Annotated in this window: 15 protein-coding genes; 13 read left to right on the top strand and 2 right to left on the bottom strand. The window is 68.9% G+C overall.

What is annotated here, in order from left to right; translation table 11 throughout:
- The first annotated feature begins 1 nt into the window (after position 1).
- The 11 genes from OHA10_RS21085 to OHA10_RS21035 all read left to right on the top strand — a co-directional run bounded on the left by OHA10_RS21085 (position 2) and on the right by OHA10_RS21035 (position 10,128).
- Positions 2-1,129: a WD40/YVTN/BNR-like repeat-containing protein gene (locus OHA10_RS21085; protein ID WP_371400466.1), complete on the top strand. Its 1,128-nt coding sequence runs from the start codon at positions 2-4 to the stop codon at positions 1,127-1,129.
- Between the two features lie 25 nt (positions 1,130-1,154).
- A complete protein-coding gene (locus tag OHA10_RS21080) occupies positions 1,155-3,044 on the top strand; it encodes a putative Ig domain-containing protein (protein WP_371400465.1) in 1,890 nt (629 codons plus the stop codon).
- 9 nt (positions 3,045-3,053) lie between these two features.
- Positions 3,054-4,049, top strand: a complete 996-nt coding sequence (locus OHA10_RS21075; protein WP_371400464.1) for a hydroxyacid dehydrogenase — start codon at positions 3,054-3,056, stop codon at positions 4,047-4,049.
- 179 nt (positions 4,050-4,228) lie between these two features.
- Positions 4,229-4,891: a fasciclin domain-containing protein gene (locus OHA10_RS21070; protein ID WP_371400463.1), complete on the top strand. Its 663-nt coding sequence runs from the start codon at positions 4,229-4,231 to the stop codon at positions 4,889-4,891.
- A gap of 2 nt (positions 4,892-4,893) precedes the next feature.
- Entirely contained in the window at positions 4,894-5,493 is a 600-nt protein-coding gene (gene sigK, locus OHA10_RS21065; RefSeq protein ID WP_371400462.1) for an ECF RNA polymerase sigma factor SigK, read from the top strand.
- The gene (locus OHA10_RS21060) at positions 5,490-6,209 is read left to right on the top strand and encodes an anti-sigma factor domain-containing protein (protein ID WP_371400461.1); all 720 of its coding nucleotides are present in this window, start codon (positions 5,490-5,492) and stop codon (positions 6,207-6,209) included. Before sigK ends, OHA10_RS21060 begins: the two co-directional genes overlap by 4 nt.
- A 13-nt stretch (positions 6,210-6,222) precedes the next feature.
- The gene (locus OHA10_RS21055; RefSeq protein ID WP_371400460.1) at positions 6,223-6,663 is read left to right on the top strand and encodes a PaaI family thioesterase; all 441 of its coding nucleotides are present in this window, start codon (positions 6,223-6,225) and stop codon (positions 6,661-6,663) included.
- A 129-nt stretch (positions 6,664-6,792) separates the two neighbouring features.
- A complete protein-coding gene (locus tag OHA10_RS21050; protein ID WP_371400459.1) occupies positions 6,793-8,121 on the top strand; it encodes a DHA2 family efflux MFS transporter permease subunit in 1,329 nt (442 codons plus the stop codon).
- The gene (locus tag OHA10_RS21045; RefSeq protein ID WP_371400458.1) at positions 8,121-9,068 is read left to right on the top strand and encodes a sigma-70 family RNA polymerase sigma factor; all 948 of its coding nucleotides are present in this window, start codon (positions 8,121-8,123) and stop codon (positions 9,066-9,068) included. The genes OHA10_RS21050 and OHA10_RS21045 overlap by 1 nt, the downstream gene beginning before the upstream one ends.
- 5 nt (positions 9,069-9,073) lie before the next feature.
- Complete coding sequence (locus tag OHA10_RS21040; RefSeq protein ID WP_371400457.1) at positions 9,074-9,829, top strand: isocitrate lyase/phosphoenolpyruvate mutase family protein; 756 nt, start codon at positions 9,074-9,076, stop codon at positions 9,827-9,829.
- Positions 9,830-9,912: 83 nt separating this feature from the next.
- Positions 9,913-10,128, top strand: a complete 216-nt coding sequence (locus tag OHA10_RS21035; protein WP_371400456.1) for an antitoxin — start codon at positions 9,913-9,915, stop codon at positions 10,126-10,128.
- A 45-nt stretch (positions 10,129-10,173) separates the two neighbouring features.
- On the opposite strand, the gene OHA10_RS21030 is transcribed toward OHA10_RS21035, so the two are convergent.
- Positions 10,174-11,010: a class I SAM-dependent methyltransferase gene (locus OHA10_RS21030; RefSeq protein ID WP_371400455.1), complete on the bottom strand. Its 837-nt coding sequence runs from the start codon at positions 11,008-11,010 to the stop codon at positions 10,174-10,176.
- 64 nt (positions 11,011-11,074) lie between these two features.
- On the opposite strand from OHA10_RS21030, the gene OHA10_RS21025 reads away from it, so the two are divergent.
- Together OHA10_RS21025 and OHA10_RS21020 are read left to right on the top strand one after the other, a co-directional pair.
- The gene (locus tag OHA10_RS21025) at positions 11,075-11,839 is read left to right on the top strand and encodes a maleate cis-trans isomerase (RefSeq protein ID WP_371400454.1); all 765 of its coding nucleotides are present in this window, start codon (positions 11,075-11,077) and stop codon (positions 11,837-11,839) included.
- Positions 11,840-11,997: 158 nt separating this feature from the next.
- Positions 11,998-12,735, top strand: coding sequence for an SDR family NAD(P)-dependent oxidoreductase (locus tag OHA10_RS21020; protein ID WP_371400453.1), 738 nt, complete (start codon positions 11,998-12,000; stop codon positions 12,733-12,735).
- Here OHA10_RS21020 and OHA10_RS21015 read toward each other — a convergent pair.
- Positions 12,720-15,092, bottom strand: a complete 2,373-nt coding sequence (locus OHA10_RS21015; protein ID WP_371400452.1) for a glycoside hydrolase N-terminal domain-containing protein — start codon at positions 15,090-15,092, stop codon at positions 12,720-12,722. The two genes, OHA10_RS21020 and OHA10_RS21015, sit on opposite strands and share 16 nt — an antisense overlap.
- Positions 15,093-15,146 lie beyond the last annotated feature (54 nt).

Raw genomic sequence — 15,146 nt, 5'->3', positions numbered from 1 at the left:
TGTGCGTCTGCATGCCGGCCGCAAGACAATCGCGTTGATAGGCGCCGTTGTCACCGCGCTTCTGGTCGGCTCCGGGGCCGACGTCGCGACCGCCGATCCCACCGAGCCGGCCTTCGCTCCGCAGTCGATCGTCTGGCCGACCGAGACCGACGGCTACGTGCTCGGCGGCGTCGCCTGCGGTACTGCGACCTGCCCGGCCGAGGTGCTCGCCACACACAACGGCGGCAAGACCTGGAGCGCCGCCGGCCGCACACACAACGGGCTGGCGAAGAGCGGCGAGCCCGGCCTGACCAGCCTGCAGTTCGCCAACGCGAAGTTCGGCTGGGCCTACGACCCGTACCTCGAGGCCACCAAGGACGGCGGTAAGACATGGACGCAGGTCCCGTTGCCCGGCGGCGAGGCCAAGGTCCTCAACCTGCTCGCAGCCCCCGACGGCACCTACCTCGTCACGTCTGGCTGTGAGATCGGCACCGGCATCTGCGACGACCGCCCGCTGAAGGTCTGGCGCGCACCCGCCGGCAAGTCCAGCGGCTGGAAGCAGCTCGACATCCCGGTCGCCGCCGACGATCACGTCGCGATGGACGCCGAGGGATCGACGGTCTACTTCCTGGCCGCGCCGTTCGTCGGCCCGGGCCGGTTGTCCACGATCCGCAACGGCGCCGTGCGGCCGACCAGCACGGTCACCTGCGCCGACGCCGAGGACGCGACGATGACCGACCTCGCGACCAACGGCCCGGGGCGCGTCTACGTGCTCTGCATGGCGAACTTCGGCCGCGGGCACTCCGACAAGACCCTCCTGGTCTCCGGCGACGGCGGCAGGACCTTCCGGTACGACGCCATCCCGGGCGGGCTCGGTCTGGCCGGGCAGCTGTCGGTTGGGCCGGACGGCGCGGTCATGCTCAGCACGCTCACCGCGAGCCTCGTCTACAACCGGCCGACACTGTCGAAGGCGTGGCGCATCGACCAGGAATGGCTCGAGAACAGCGAGCACATCCACGACCTGGTCCAGCAGTCCGGTACGACGGCATGGATCGTCGAGCGCGATGCGGCGTACACGCAGAACACGCAGCTCTGGGTGAGCCATGACGCCGGCGCGAGCTGGCAGCAGACCACTCTCGTCCCGGCGTGACGCCGATCCCTTCAGGAGTAGAACAGTGATCTCATTGCGCCGGTTGGCCGTCCCGCTCGCGCTTGTCCTCGTCGCCGGTTCGACGACGGCCGCGGCCGCGGACACCCAGGAATCACCGAAGATCGTCGCGAGCTGTGACCAGAAGGTCGAGCCGGGCGAGTACACCTGCTTCGCCCAGCGGCGGGCCGACCTGGGCTTCCGCGCCAAGGCGCTGACCGACACGCCGGCCGGATACGGTCCGTCCGACCTGCAGTCGGCGTACAAGTTGCCCTCAGCAACAGCGGGCCAAGGGCAACGGGTCTACATCGTCGACGCGTACGACGACCCGACTGCCGAGGCCGACCTGGCGGTGTACCGCAAGCAGTTCGGGCTGCCGGCGTGCACGACCGCGAACGGCTGCTTCCAGAAGCTGAACCAGGACGGGCTGCCGAGCCCGCTGCCCGCGCCGTCGCGGTCGTGGTCCGGCGAGATCTCGCTCGACCTCGACATGGTGTCGGCGATCTGCCCGAACTGCGGCATCACGCTGATCGAGTCCGACTCCCCCAGCGACGACCTGCTGAAGGCGGTGAAGACCGCGAACGAGCTCGGCGCGAAGTTCGTCTCGCTGAGCTGGGGCGGCCCGGAGTCGTCCGACCTGGCCGAGCTCGACAAGCTGTACTTCAACCCGCGCGGTGTCGTGTACGCGGCCTCCACCGGCGACTACGACTACGACGCCGGCGTCTCCTACCCCGCGAGCTCCGCGGCCACGACTGCGATCGGCGGTACGACGCTGACCAAGGACGACTCGCCCCGCGGCTGGACCGAGACGGTCTGGAACAACGGACCCGGCCAGGGCACCGGATCGGGCTGCTCGAGCCTGACCGCCAAGCCGAGCTGGCAGTCGGTGATCCCGGCCGCGACCTGCCCGAAGCGCGCGATCGCGGACGTCTCCGCGATCGCCGACCCGGCCAACGGCGTCGCGGTGTACCAGACCACCGGAGGCTCCGGCTGGGCCGTGTACGGCGGAACCAGCGCGGCCGCCCCGGTCATCGCCGCGACCTACGCACTTGCCGGTGACCCCGCTCCGGACTCCCGTCCGGCCGGATACCCGTACGGGGCCACCGGCAACCTCAACGATGTTGTCGAGGGCAACAACGGCTCGTGCACCCCGGCTGCCCTGTGCACGGCGCAGCCCGGCTGGGACGGCCCCACCGGCCTCGGTACGCCGATCGGCACCCGCGCGCTGACCTCGCCGACCAAGGCCAACCGGATCACGGTCTCCGCACCGACCCAGCAGTTCAACGCCGCCGGCGATGTCGTCGTACTGCGTGCCCGCGCGACGGACTCGGGTCGCGGCCTCGTCCGCTTCTCCGCAACGGGCCTGCCGGCCGGACTCCGGATCGACGCGCTGAGCGGGATCATCTACGGGCGGCCGACCGCACCCGGGACCTACTCGGTGACCGTCACCGGGACCGATTCCACCAAGGCCCGCGGCAACACCGTCATCAACTGGATCGTGAGCACCCACAAGGACGCAGTCGTCAACGGAGACTTCGAATCCGGCACCGGCGGCTGGACCGAGACTCCGGACGTGATCCGCGCGGACGGCCAGTACAGCCACAGCGGGCTGGGCTACGCCTGGCTCGGCGGGACCGGTACGACGCACACCGACTCGCTCAGCCAGCGGGTGAGCGTCCCGTCGTTCGGGCATCCGACTCTGCGGTTCGCGCTGCGGGTCGTCGGTGGCGATGACGTGCTGCAGTTGACCGTCGACGGTCACACGGTGAAGACCTTCAACCGGAGTACGCCGTCGTACGCGACGCAGTCCGTCGACCTGACGCCGTACCGCGGCCGGACGGTCACGCTGGAGTGGACGAGCACGGAGAACGAAGGGGCGCCGACAACGTTCCTGCTGGACGACGTCTCGGTGAACTAAGATTCGGTCATGGCCGAAAAGCTGCGGATTGTGCTGGCGGCGACGCCGTCGTACCGGGAGATGGTGTTCGGGGCGGCGAGCGTCGCGCGGCTCGAGGCGCTCGGGGACGTCGTCGTACTCGATGAGCCTGGTGACGCCGCGGCGTTGACGGCGGCGTTGCCCGGTGCCGACGTACTGATCACGTCGTGGGGCGCGACGCCGTTGACGGCGGAGGTGCTGGACCACGCGGATCGGCTGCGGTTGATCGCGCACAGTGCGTCGTCGGTGAAACACTTCGTCACCGACGAGGTGTTCCGGCGCGGACTGCGGATCACGCAGGCGGGGCAGGCGATGGCCGAGCCGGTGGCCGAGGTGTCGCTCGCGTTCACGTTGAGCCTGCTGCACCGGATCCAGCGCTTCGACCACCAGATGCACGCCGGAGCGTGGCGGGACGACGCGCCACCGCAGCACGGGCTCACGTCCTCGCGGATCGGCGTGGTCGGGGCGTCGCGGACCGGCGTCGAGTACATCCGGATGCTGGTCGCGCTCGGTGCCGAGGTCGTTGTCTACGACCCCTATCTCACCGACGATCGCGCGACCGAGCTCGGCGTCCGGCGGACCACGCTGGACGACCTGCTCCGCACCAGCCGGGTCGTCGCGCTGCATGCGCCGACCCTGCCCGAGACGCGCCGGATGATCGGCGCCCGCGAGCTCGCCCTCATGCCGGACGGCTCATCGCTCGTCAACACGGCTCGATCCTGGCTGATCGACTCCGCCGCGCTCCTCGACGAACTCCAGGCCGGCCGCATCGACGCAGCGCTGGACGTGTTCGACGAGGAGCCGCTGCCGGCTGACAGTCCGTACCGCAGCCTCGCCAACGTCCTGCTGACTCCACACCAGGCTGCCGCGACCGTCGAGTGCTACCTCGAGATGGGCGAGATCACCGCTGCCGAGATCGAGCGGTACGCGGCGGGCGAGCAGCTCAAGTACGAGCTGACTGAGGCCGCTCTCGCCCGCATGGGTTAGCAGACGGTGGCTGAGGCTGCCCGCACGGCCTGACGATGCAAGGCGTCCAGGTGGTGGCGGATCTCACCGGTCGACCTTGCTAGCGCGAACCCATACTTTCAAAATCTCTAACCCATCCGGCCTGCGAGCGGCTCCGAAGTACCGGTGTAAGCCAACCTCGTCAGGAAAGAGATGACGTCATGTCCAAGCACCTCACCCGCGCCGGCCTCGCCCTCAGCGCGCTGGCACTCGCCGTGACCGCGTCCGCCTGCGGTGGTTCCGACGACAGCAGCAGCTCCAGCGCTCCGGCCGCCTCGTCCAGCACGCCGTCCGCGAGCGCCAGCACTCCGGCCATGAGTGACGCCGCGAGCGATCTGGTCGGCCCCGGCTGCGCCGGGTACGCGAAGGCCAACCCGAGCGGCGCCGGCTCGATCGACGGTATGGCGGCCGCCCCGGTGGCCACCGCCGCCTCGGGCAACCCGCTGCTGACGACCCTGGTCGCGGCCGTCTCCGGCAAGCTCAACCCGAAGGTCGACCTGGTCTCCACGCTCAACGGCGGGGAGTTCACCGTCTTCGCCCCGGTCGACACGGCCTTCGCGAAGATCCCGGCCGCGACCGTGAACACGCTGAAGACCAACGACGCGCTGCTGACCAAGATCCTCACGTACCACGTGGTCTCCGGTCAGCTCGACCCGTCCGCGGTGGTCGGCACGCACGCGACCGTCGAGAAGCAGGACGTCACGGTCACCGGCTCCGGCAACACCCTGAAGGTGAACGGCGCGAACGTGATCTGCGGCGGCGTACGGACCGCGAACGCTACGGTGTATCTCATCGACTCCGTGCTGATGCCCCCGGCAAGCTGACCGTGACCGAACCCACCGCGCTTCCCTGGCCCGTCGGATCGCACAACCGATCCGACGGAGACCTCCTGGCGCTGACCGCGACCGGTGACACGGCCGCGTTCAGCGCGCTCTACGACCGGGTCGCACCCTGGGTGTTCGGCCTGGTCCGCCGGATCCTGCGCAACCCCGCCCAGTCGGAGGAAGTCACGCAGGAAGTCATGATCGACGTCTGGCGGACGGCCACCAGGTACGACGCCGAGCGGGGTTCGGCGCACTCGTGGATCCTGACGATCGCGCACCGTCGCGCGGTCGACAGGGTCCGCTCCGAGCAGGCCTCGGCGGACCGGACCGACCTGGCCGGCGCCCGGTCCGCCGAGGTCGACTTCGACCAGGTCGCCGACACGGTCAGCACGCGACTCGAGGCAGAGCAGGTACGGCGCTGCCTCGGGTCGCTGACCGAGCTGCAACGCGAGTCGATCGAACTGGCGTACTACAACGGATACACGTACCCGGAGGTCGCCCAGCAACTCGGCGCGAAGCTTCCGACCATCAAGGCGCGAATGCGCGACGGCCTGATCCGCCTGCGCGACTGCCTCGGATCAACAAAGGGGGAACGGCCATGACAGAACCGGACGTGCACACCTTGGCCGGTCCCTATGTCCTCGACGCGCTGCCCGAGAACGAACGGACCCATTTCGAGGCCCACCTCGCCGTCTGCGCGTTCTGCACTTCGGAGGTCGCCGAACTGCGTACGGCCGCGGTCAAGCTCGCCACCCAGGTCTCGACCCCGCCGCCACCCGGCCTGAAGACGAACGTGATGGCCGCCATCGAGAACGTCCGCCAACTGCCTCCGCAGGTCCCCGTCGTCGCGCCCACGTCCAAGACCCGGCGCTTCACCCGGCGCTCGGTGCTCACCCTGGCCGCCGCGGCGCTCGCGGTGGCTGCCGCCGGCGGAGTCGCGGTCGATCAGTACCAGGACCGGACCGCCGCGGAACGCGCGAACCAGCAGATGGCCGCAGTACTCGCCCAGCCCGACGCACGCACCGTCCACGGCACGGTCGAAGGCGGTGGCCAGGCCACGGTCGTCCTGTCCACGAAGGCAAACAAGTCGGTCGTAGTACTCCGCGACCTCCCGAAGCTGCCTGCGCACCACACCTGGCAACTCTGGATGATGGACCCGGCAAACAAGGCCACCTCGATCGGCCTCGCGACCGGCGACATCACCCAGGTAATCAACGGCTCCACCACCGGCATGACCACCTTCGGCCTCACCATCGAACCCGACGGCGGCTCCCCGACCCCCACCTTGCCGGCCGCCGCGGTAGTCCCGTTGGTCTAGTACTCTCGCGCGCATGGAGGAGGTTGCTGCTGACGTCCGGGCGCGGGTGGAGGAGAGTTTCCGGCGACAGGGGCTGATGGAGCATCTTGGCGCGCGGATCTCGTACGTCGGGGTGGGTGAGGTGCGGATCGAGCTGCCGAGTCGGCCTGAGGTCACGCAGCAGCATGGGTACTTTCATGCGGGTGCGACCAGCTCGATCGCGGACAGTGCCGGTGGGTACGCCGCCTTCACGCTGTTCCCGGAGGGTACGACGGTGCTCACGGTCGAGTTCAAGATCAACCTGCTGGCCCCGGCGGAGGGCGAACGGCTCGAGGCTGTCGGCACGGTGATCAAGCCGGGCCGGACGCTGACGATCTGCAAACTCGAGGTCTTTGCGGTCACCGGCGCCCGACGGAGCCTGGTCGCCGTCGGTCAGCAGACCCTGATCCAGGTCGAGGCCCGGCCCGAGCGCTGAAAAAACTCGTTCTCATCGCAGCGATGAGTTCGCCCCTCGGCGCCGGTCTGTACAGGTGTGAAGCAATCTTCTGCACGAATGACAGGTCAACAACGATGGGTTCTAGGACTGACCTCCTTGGGGTCGGTCATGGTCGCGTTGGACACCCTCGTGGTCGCTGCCGCCCTGACCACGATCCGGAGCGACCTCGGCGCCTCGGCCGAGGAGCTCGAATGGACGGTCAACGCCTATGGACTGAGTTTCGCGATGCTTCTGATGACGGCCGCCGCGATCGGCGACCGTCTGGGCCGGCGACGTACCTATGCGGCTGGACTGGCGCTGTTCACCGCCGCGTCCGTCGCCTGCGCGCTGGCCACGTCCCTGCCGGTCCTGATCGCGGCCCGGGCCGTGCAGGGCGTCGGTGCGGCGATGGTGATGCCGTTGGCGATGGGCCTGCTCGGCGCGGCGTTCCCGCCGGAGCGACGCGGTCAGGCGATCGGCGTGTTCAGCGGCGTGACGGGTATCGCCGTACTCGGTGGACCCCTGATCGGCGGCGCGGTGACCGAGGGGCTGTCCTGGCAGTGGATCTTCTGGATCAACGTGCCGATCGGTGCGGTCGCGATCGCCCTGGTACTGGCGAAGATCCCGGAGAGCACCGGACCGGCGCGGCGGTTGGATCTGACCGGCGCGGTGCTGATCAGCCTCGCCGTACTGGGTCTGGTCTGGGGAACGGTGCGTGGCGAGTCGGCGGGCTGGACGAGCGCCGAAGTACTCACGGCGTTCGCGGTCGGGGTCGTGATGCTGGCGGCGTTCGGGCTGTGGGAACGGCGTACCGATCACGCGATGATCCCGCTCGCGTTCTTCCGGAACCGGACGTTCACCGCGGCGAACTCGGCCGGCTTCTTCCTCACCGCCGCGCTGATCAGCGCGGTCTTCTTCCTCTCGCAGTACATGCAGGCCGAGCTCGGATCGGCGCCGTTCAAGGCCGGTCTGCAGCTGCTCCCGTGGACCGCGACGCTCTTCATCGTCGGGCCGATCGCGGGGCGGCTGGTCGACCGCGTCGGTGAGCGTCCGCTGGTCGTGATCGGTATGGCGCTGCAGACCGCAGGCATGTTCTGGGTGAGCCGCGGCGCCGACCACTACTACGAACTCATCGCGCCGCTGGTGATCTGCGGCTGCGGGATCTCGCTCGCGATGCCCGCTGCCCAGAGCGCGGCGATGTCGGCGCTCCCGCGCGACGCCGTCGGCATCGCGTCCGGGATCTACAGCATGAACCGTCAGCTCGGCGGCGCGGCCGGGGTCGCCGTACTCGGATCGGTGTTCACCGCGGCCGGCGGTTACACCGGTAACGGATTCGAGCGGGCGCTCGCCGGCGGCGGCGTACTGTCGTTGCTCGGGGCACTCTCGGGCTTCGCGATCGCGGCGCGGCGTCGTCGTACCGATGACCGGGCCGACGAGTTGGTGGTGGAAGGAGTCTGATGAACCTCGAGGAGGAGTTCGCACAGCACCGGGGCGGGCTGGTGGCGCACTGCTACCGGATGCTCGGCTCGCTGCACGACGCCGAGGACGCGGTCCAGGAGACGTACCTGCGCGCCTGGCGGGGCCATGCGGACTTCGAGCACCGTTCGACGATCCGCACCTGGCTGTACCGGATCGCCACCAACGTGTGCCTGAACCTCCTACAACACAGCAGCCGCCGGGTCGTCCCGTCGGCGCTGGGTGCTCCGGGCAACGACCCGGAGGACCTGCATGCGCAAGCGCTCGAGGTGCCGTGGCTGGAGCCCTTCCCGGATCAGTTGCTCGGGGCGGATCCGGCCACGGTCGTCGGCGACCGGCAGAGCCTGCGGCTGGCAATGGTTGCCGCGATGCAACATCTTCCGCCGCGCCAACGCGCCGTACTGATCCTCCGCGAGGTGCTCACCTGGCCGGCCGCGGACGTCGCTTCGTTGCTCGACACAACGACCGCGGCGGTGAACAGCTCATTGCAGCGGGCGCGCGCCGAACTCGCCCGGCTCAAGCCGCGCGAGGACGAGGTACGCGAACCGAACGAGCCACTACGGCGGGCTCTGCTCGACCAGTTCCAGGCGGCGATGGAGAGCAAGGATCTCGTCGTCCTGGAAGGGCTGTTCACCGAGGACGCGCGGTGGGAGATGCCGCCGATCCCGACCTGGTTCAGCGGGCGGGCCGACGTACTGCGGTTGCTCGACTCGAAGCTGCGGCCCGGTCCCGATCGACGTGCGCTGGTCGAGACGTCGGCGAACGGCCAGCCGGCTTTCGCGCTCTACATCCACGGCACGGACGGGCAGTACCACGCGCATTCGGTCAAGGTGCTCACGCTGACTTCCGCGGGCATCTCGGCGGTGCTCGCCTTCCACCAACCTGCTTTGTTCCCAGCCTTCGGGCTGCCTTTGATCCACAGGAGCTGATTTTGATGTCCTTGGCAACCACTCTCCGGGACCTGCACGTTCCCGGTACTCCACTCGTCGTACCGAACGCCTGGGATGCCGCGTCGGCGCGGGTCGTCGAGGCGGCCGGTTTCGGCGCGGTCGCCACCAGCAGCAACGCCACGGCCGCGATCCTCGGGTACGACGACGGCGAGAACGTCCCGGTCGACGACGTACTCGCCGCGACGACGCGTATCGCACGCTCGGTGTCCGTGCCGGTCACGGTCGACTTCGAACGCGGCTACCGGTTGCCGCCGGCCGAGCTGGTCGAACGCTTCGTTGCCACCGGCGCCGTCGGCCTCAACCTCGAGGACTCCGATCCCGCCACCGGGAAGATGGTCGATCCGGCCGAGCAGGCCGACTTCCTCGCCGCGGTCCGGGCCGCGGCCGGGGACGAGCTCGTCGTCAATGCCCGGATCGACACCTTCATCCGCAAGGCCGGTTCGGATGCGGAACAGTTACAGACCGCGCTCGATCGTGCGAACCTGTACCTCTCCGCAGGTGCCGACTGTGTGTACCCGATCGGAGTCGGCGAGCTCGACGTGATCAGCACGCTGACGACGCAGATCGACGGCCCGGTGAACGTCGCGTACGGCCAGGGCGCGCACTCGGTGGCCGACTACACCGCGCGAGGGGTGGCCCGGATCAGCTTCGGCCCGATGTTCCAGCGACACCTGTACGGCGTGTTCGCCGGGACCGTACTCCCCGCCCTGCAGGCGGACCGGAATCCGTTTGCCGGTTGATCACCCCTTGTGTGGGATCGCTGCGATCGGGTAATAACGGCGTTGGTAGGACAAGGCAACCATCGACAGAACGGGGAAAGACGATGGGCATGTTCGACAACATGAAGGACAAGGCCGGCGATCTCGTCAACGAGCACGGCGACCAGGTCGGCGAAGGCCTCGACAAGGCCGGCGATTTCGCCGACGAGAAGACCGGCGGCAAGTACGGCGACAAGATCGATCAGGGCACCGATTTCGCCAAGGACCAGCTGGACAACCTCGACGGCGAGAACGACGACATCCCGGACAACCAGTCCTGAACCTGATGCCGTTCGAGGGGGCTCGTCCCCCTCGAACGGCAGGTGTCAGCGCCAGATGACGGCTTCGATCTCCCGGCGTTGCTCGGAGAACAGGCCGTTGTCCGATGCCTTGGTGAGCAGTTCGCGCAGGTCGGCCTCGAAGGCCGGCAGCTCCGCGTCGAGCAGGTGCGGCGTCGAGCTGGACAGCGAGAACACTGCGGCGACGACCTGGTCCACGGTGCGCTGCTCGACTTCGTTGCCACCGACGACTACCCGCGTCGGCCCGCGATAGCCGGCAGCGCGCATGACCACCTCCTCGCCCGGGCGCGTTCCCGTCGGCAGTGCACTGCGACCGGCACGCCGTACCGGACCGAGGTATCGCGTCACGAGCTCATCGATCGCATCCCACGGCGGCCGCGGGTGTGGCAGTTCCTGCTCCCCTTCGATCCCGCGATGCGTCGTGGCGCCGACGTGCACCCATGCGCCGTCGGGCGCGAGCATCCCGCGCACCCGATCGGCGACGAGCTCCTGATCCATCCAGTGGAAAGACTGCGCGAACGACACGACCTGGAACGTCCCGAGCTCACCCGGCAGCTCCTCCGCCCGCAACTGCTGCCATTTCACATTGCTCAGCTTCTGCTCAACAGCCCGCGCCGCGGCGACCTCGACCATCTCACCGTCCGCATCCACCCCGACCGCTTCCGCGAAGTACGGCGCCAACAGCAACGTCAGCGATCCCGGCCCACAACCGACATCCAGCAACCGCCCGCGCCCGTCCAACTCCAACGCGTCCCGGATCGCCTCCCCCAACGCCACCGGGTAGGCCATCCGCCCCACCGCGTAATGCCGAGCACTCCCGGCATACAAACTCGCATCCCACTGCCAGTCCCAGTCATCACTCACCGCCCGAGGCTACCGACCCCACCGAACGAGGCGCACACTCATTTGTGGGGGAAGGAGGGGTCTCATGTGGTCATCGGACGGATGGGACGTGCGCACCCGGCTCGGGGTGCTGATACCGCACGGAGACGTCGGGCCCGAGTCAGAGCTGCAGGCGATGGCGCCGGACGGCGTATGCATTCACGCGACCCGCGTGCCGTTCGGCGGGATGGCGGCCGGCGGGGCGATGGACCCGACGATCCCGCTCGCCCCGGTACACGCCTTCGTCGAACCGCCCGCGATCGACGACGCCACGGCGTTGCTGGCGGCAGCACCGATCAGTGCCATCGGCATCGGCTTCACCAGTCCGTCGTACGTCGGCGGCCCGGACGGCGAACGCAAGGTAGTCGATCGCTTGACTGACCGCGCCGGCATCCCGGTCGTCGCTCCGTGTGCAGCCGCCGTCGCCGGATTCGGTGCGCTAGGCATCGATCGCATCGCGTTGTTCGACCCGCCCTGGTTCGACGCCGAACTGGACCACTTGGGCGCGGAGTACTTCCGCTCCCACGGCCTGGAAGTTGTCTTCCACGCACCCTGCGAGCTACCGAGCAATCAACGCAGCGTCAACCCTTCGGAACTCTTCGCCTGGATCGTCCACCACACCCCCGCGGACGCAAACGCGGTCTTCATCGGAGGCAACGGCTTCCGCGCCGTCGGCGTCATCACCGCCCTGGAGGAGGATCTGCGGATCCCGGTGGTGACGGCGAACTCCGGTCTGCTCTGGGGTTTGCTCCAAGCTGCCCAGAGTGCGGCCCGTCCGACAACGTACGGCCAACTCTTCGGGGTGCGGTAGGCAACGGCACTCAGCAGACACTCAGCTGGTAGTCAAAACGCCGGAAGGGGTGCAAATAAAGGGATTTGCGTCGTAGGCTGCTGGTCCAAGGGGATGGTGGGGCGCTGCAGGGGGTACTGCGTGATGCTGGATTTTTGCCTGCGCTCGGGGATGGGAAAGTGACGCCGCTGCGGCGGATCCTGGTCTGGATATCGGGGGCCTCCGCAGGGTTGGGAGCCGCGTTGGCGGCGACGATTCCGTTCGAGAGTGCGGAGTTGATCGACATCTCGCGCCGTGGCGGTACGCCGGGGACGCATCACGTCGCCGTCGATCTCGCCGACCCGGCGTCGTGGCCGGTCGTCGACAAGGACTTCCAGCAGCGGATCGAGACCAGCGATCCCGAGCTGGTGGTGTTCATCCACAACGCGGGGACGTTGACGCCGCTCGGATCGGCCGATCATGTCGACACCGCGCAGTACACGCGCAACGTCATGCTGAACTCGGCTTCCGCGCAGGTTCTCGGCCACTCGTTCCTGCGCGCGGTGTCCGGCCGCGACTGCGAGCAACACCTGATCATGATCTCGTCGGGCGCGGCGATCCGGCCGCACGAAGGCGAAGCGAGCTACTGCGCCGGCAAGGCGGGCATCGACCAGTGGGTGCGTACGGTCGGGCTGGAGCAGCGGCGCCGGAGCCCGGGCTGCCGGGTGATCTCCGTGTCACCCGGCGCGCTCGACACCGCCATGCAGGCAGAACTCCGGGCGTCCGATCTCGACGAAGTGCCGGAGGCGATCCGCTTCCGCGAAATGGAGGCGCTCGGTCAACTCTCGAAACCCGAGAACGTTGCCCGCATCATCTGGTCACTTCTCGACCGTGATCTGGAGTCAGGCAGCGTCCTCCACGTTCACGACCTGACCTGATACGTCAGCGGGACACCGCCGCTGAGCGACACCTCCTGACGCCGACCGCCGTGCCGAATCACGACCGTGGTGTCCCGATCCGCTGTGAGTACGGCGTTCGCCGCGGACGGTGACCACTCCAGGTCGACCGCGATGCCGCCGCGAGCGCGCAGCCCGGTGATCGCGCCTTCCGGCCACTCGGCCGGGAGTGCGGGGAAGATCTCGAGCTCGCCGGTGTGACTCTGCAGCAGCATCTCGGCGATCCCCGCGGTAGCGCCGAAGTTCCCGTCGATCTGGAACGGCGGGTGCGCGCAGAACAGGTTCGGGTACAGGCCGGAACCGTCGCCGACGTAGTCCGTTCCGGAGTCGCCCGCGGGCGTGAGCAGTTCACGGACGAGCCGGTGCGCGGCCGCGCCGTCCCGCAACCTCGCCCACAGCGAGATCCGCCAGGCGAGTGACCAGCCGGTGCTCTTGTCGCCGCGCAGCTCGAGCGTACGGGCGGCGGCCCGTGCGAGTTCCGGCGTACCGTCCGGGGTGATCTGGTCGCCTGGGTGGAGGCCGATCAGGTGGGACGTGTGCCGGTGGTGTGGCTCGGCCTCGGGCAGGTCCTCGAGCCACTCTTGTAGTTGCCCTCGGCTACCAATCGCCGGATCGGGGATGCGCTTCCGGGCCGCGGTCAGTTCGTCGACGAGCGGGTCGGTCAGATCGAGTTCACGCGCCGTCTGCGCGCAGCGGTCGAACAGGTCGGCGATCAGTGAGAGGTCCATCGTCGAGGACGTCGTCACCGACGCCGGCTTGCCGTCGGCAGCGACGTAGTCGTTCTCCGGCGAGGTGGACGGCGCGGTGCCGAGGGTGCCGTCGGGGAGTTCGATCAGCCAGTCGAGGCAGAACTCGGCGGCGCCTCGCAGTACCGGCCAGGCGTCGCGGAGGTAGTCGCGGTCGCCGGTGAACGCGAAGTGGTCCCAGAGGTGGCGGCACATCCAGACGCCGGCCATCGGCCAGTTCGCCCACTTCGGGTTGCCGTCGACGGGCGCGGTCCAGCACCACGCGTCGGCGTTGTGGTGCGCGGCCCAGCCCTTGGCGCCGTACAGGTCCTCCGCGGTACGACGTCCCGCGCGGGCGAGGTCGCCGACGTACCGCAGCAGCGGCTCGTGGCACTCGGACAGCGACGTGGTCTCGGCCGGCCAGTAGTTCATCTCGGTGTTGATGTTGACCGTGTAGTTGCTGCTCCACGGCGGCTGGAGGTGCTCGTTCCAGATGCCTTGCAGGTTGGTCGGCAGGCCGCCGGGCCGGGAGCTGGAGATCATCAGATAGCGGCCGAAGTTGTAGATCAGCGCCGCGAGACCGGGGTCGGCGGAGGCTTCCGCAAGCCGACGGTCGGTGGTCAGCTCCGCGCTCGACGGCAGCGTCAGGACCGAACGGCGGAAGAGCCTCTGGTAGTCGGCGACATGCTGCTGGCGCAGCGTGGTGCCGGTGCCGTCGACGCTCGCCGCTTCCTCCCCGCCCTCGCCCGCGGCGAGGGCCGCGCGGACGACAGCGTCGGCGGCTTCCCGGCACTCCTCCCCCGTACGAGTCGGCGCGGCGTGCGGTCCTTCGTAACCGGTGGCGGTCGAGAGCACGAGTAGCAGTTGCGTCGAGTTGCTGACGGTCAGCGATTCGGCTGAGGGCGTGACTGCTCCGTCGGTGCGGGCACGGAGGACGACGGCAGCGTTCATGCCGCGGTCGTCGCCGTCGGAGTACTCGATCGTCAGGCCGGCCCGACCGTGCGGCGGCGGAACGGACGACGGGCAGGTCGCGAGCAGCGCGAGGCCGTTGTCGCCGACCGCCTCCGTGGTTGCACGGAGTTGCGAGGCCAGGCTGATCGTCACGTCGAGTGGCTGCGAGGAGCCCAGACGTAGGATCAATGCCCGCGCCGGCGCGCTGACGAAAATCTCCTGCCAGACCTCGACGCCGGCCACTTCGTACCCGGATCGTGCGACAGCGGTATCCAGATCGAGCCGGCGCCGGTACTTCGACACCTCGCCGTCGACGCGGAAGTCGAGCAGCAGATCGCCGAGCGGGAGATACGCCTGCGAGTGACCGCTGTGGAACCCGTGCGCGAGTTCCTCAGCCGTACGTACGTCTCCTGACGCAAGTGCGGCCCGGATCCGATCCACCGCAGCAGCGCCCACCTCGCCCACCGGCGTGGCCAGCCGGCGGGTGGTCTCGGGACTGCCGGACCAGAGCGTCTCGTCGTTCAGCGCGATCCGGTCCTGGCCGGGCCCGCCGAACGCCATCGCGCCGATCCGCCCGTTGCCGAGCGGCAGCGCCTCCAGCCAGTTCGCCGCCGGAGCGTCGTACGTCAGTTCGGTGGCCACCGCAGTCATCCGATCTCTCATGCTGGAGATCCTCCCCCGAGCGCATACCGCGACGCGACCGGGGGTCCAACTGTC

The sequence above is a fragment of the Kribbella sp. NBC_00662 genome (genome assembly GCF_041430295.1).
Classification (GTDB): Bacteria; Actinomycetota; Actinomycetes; order Propionibacteriales; family Kribbellaceae; genus Kribbella.
Note: the sequence above shows the minus strand (reverse complement) of the source record. Positions and strands in the feature narration are given on the sequence as shown.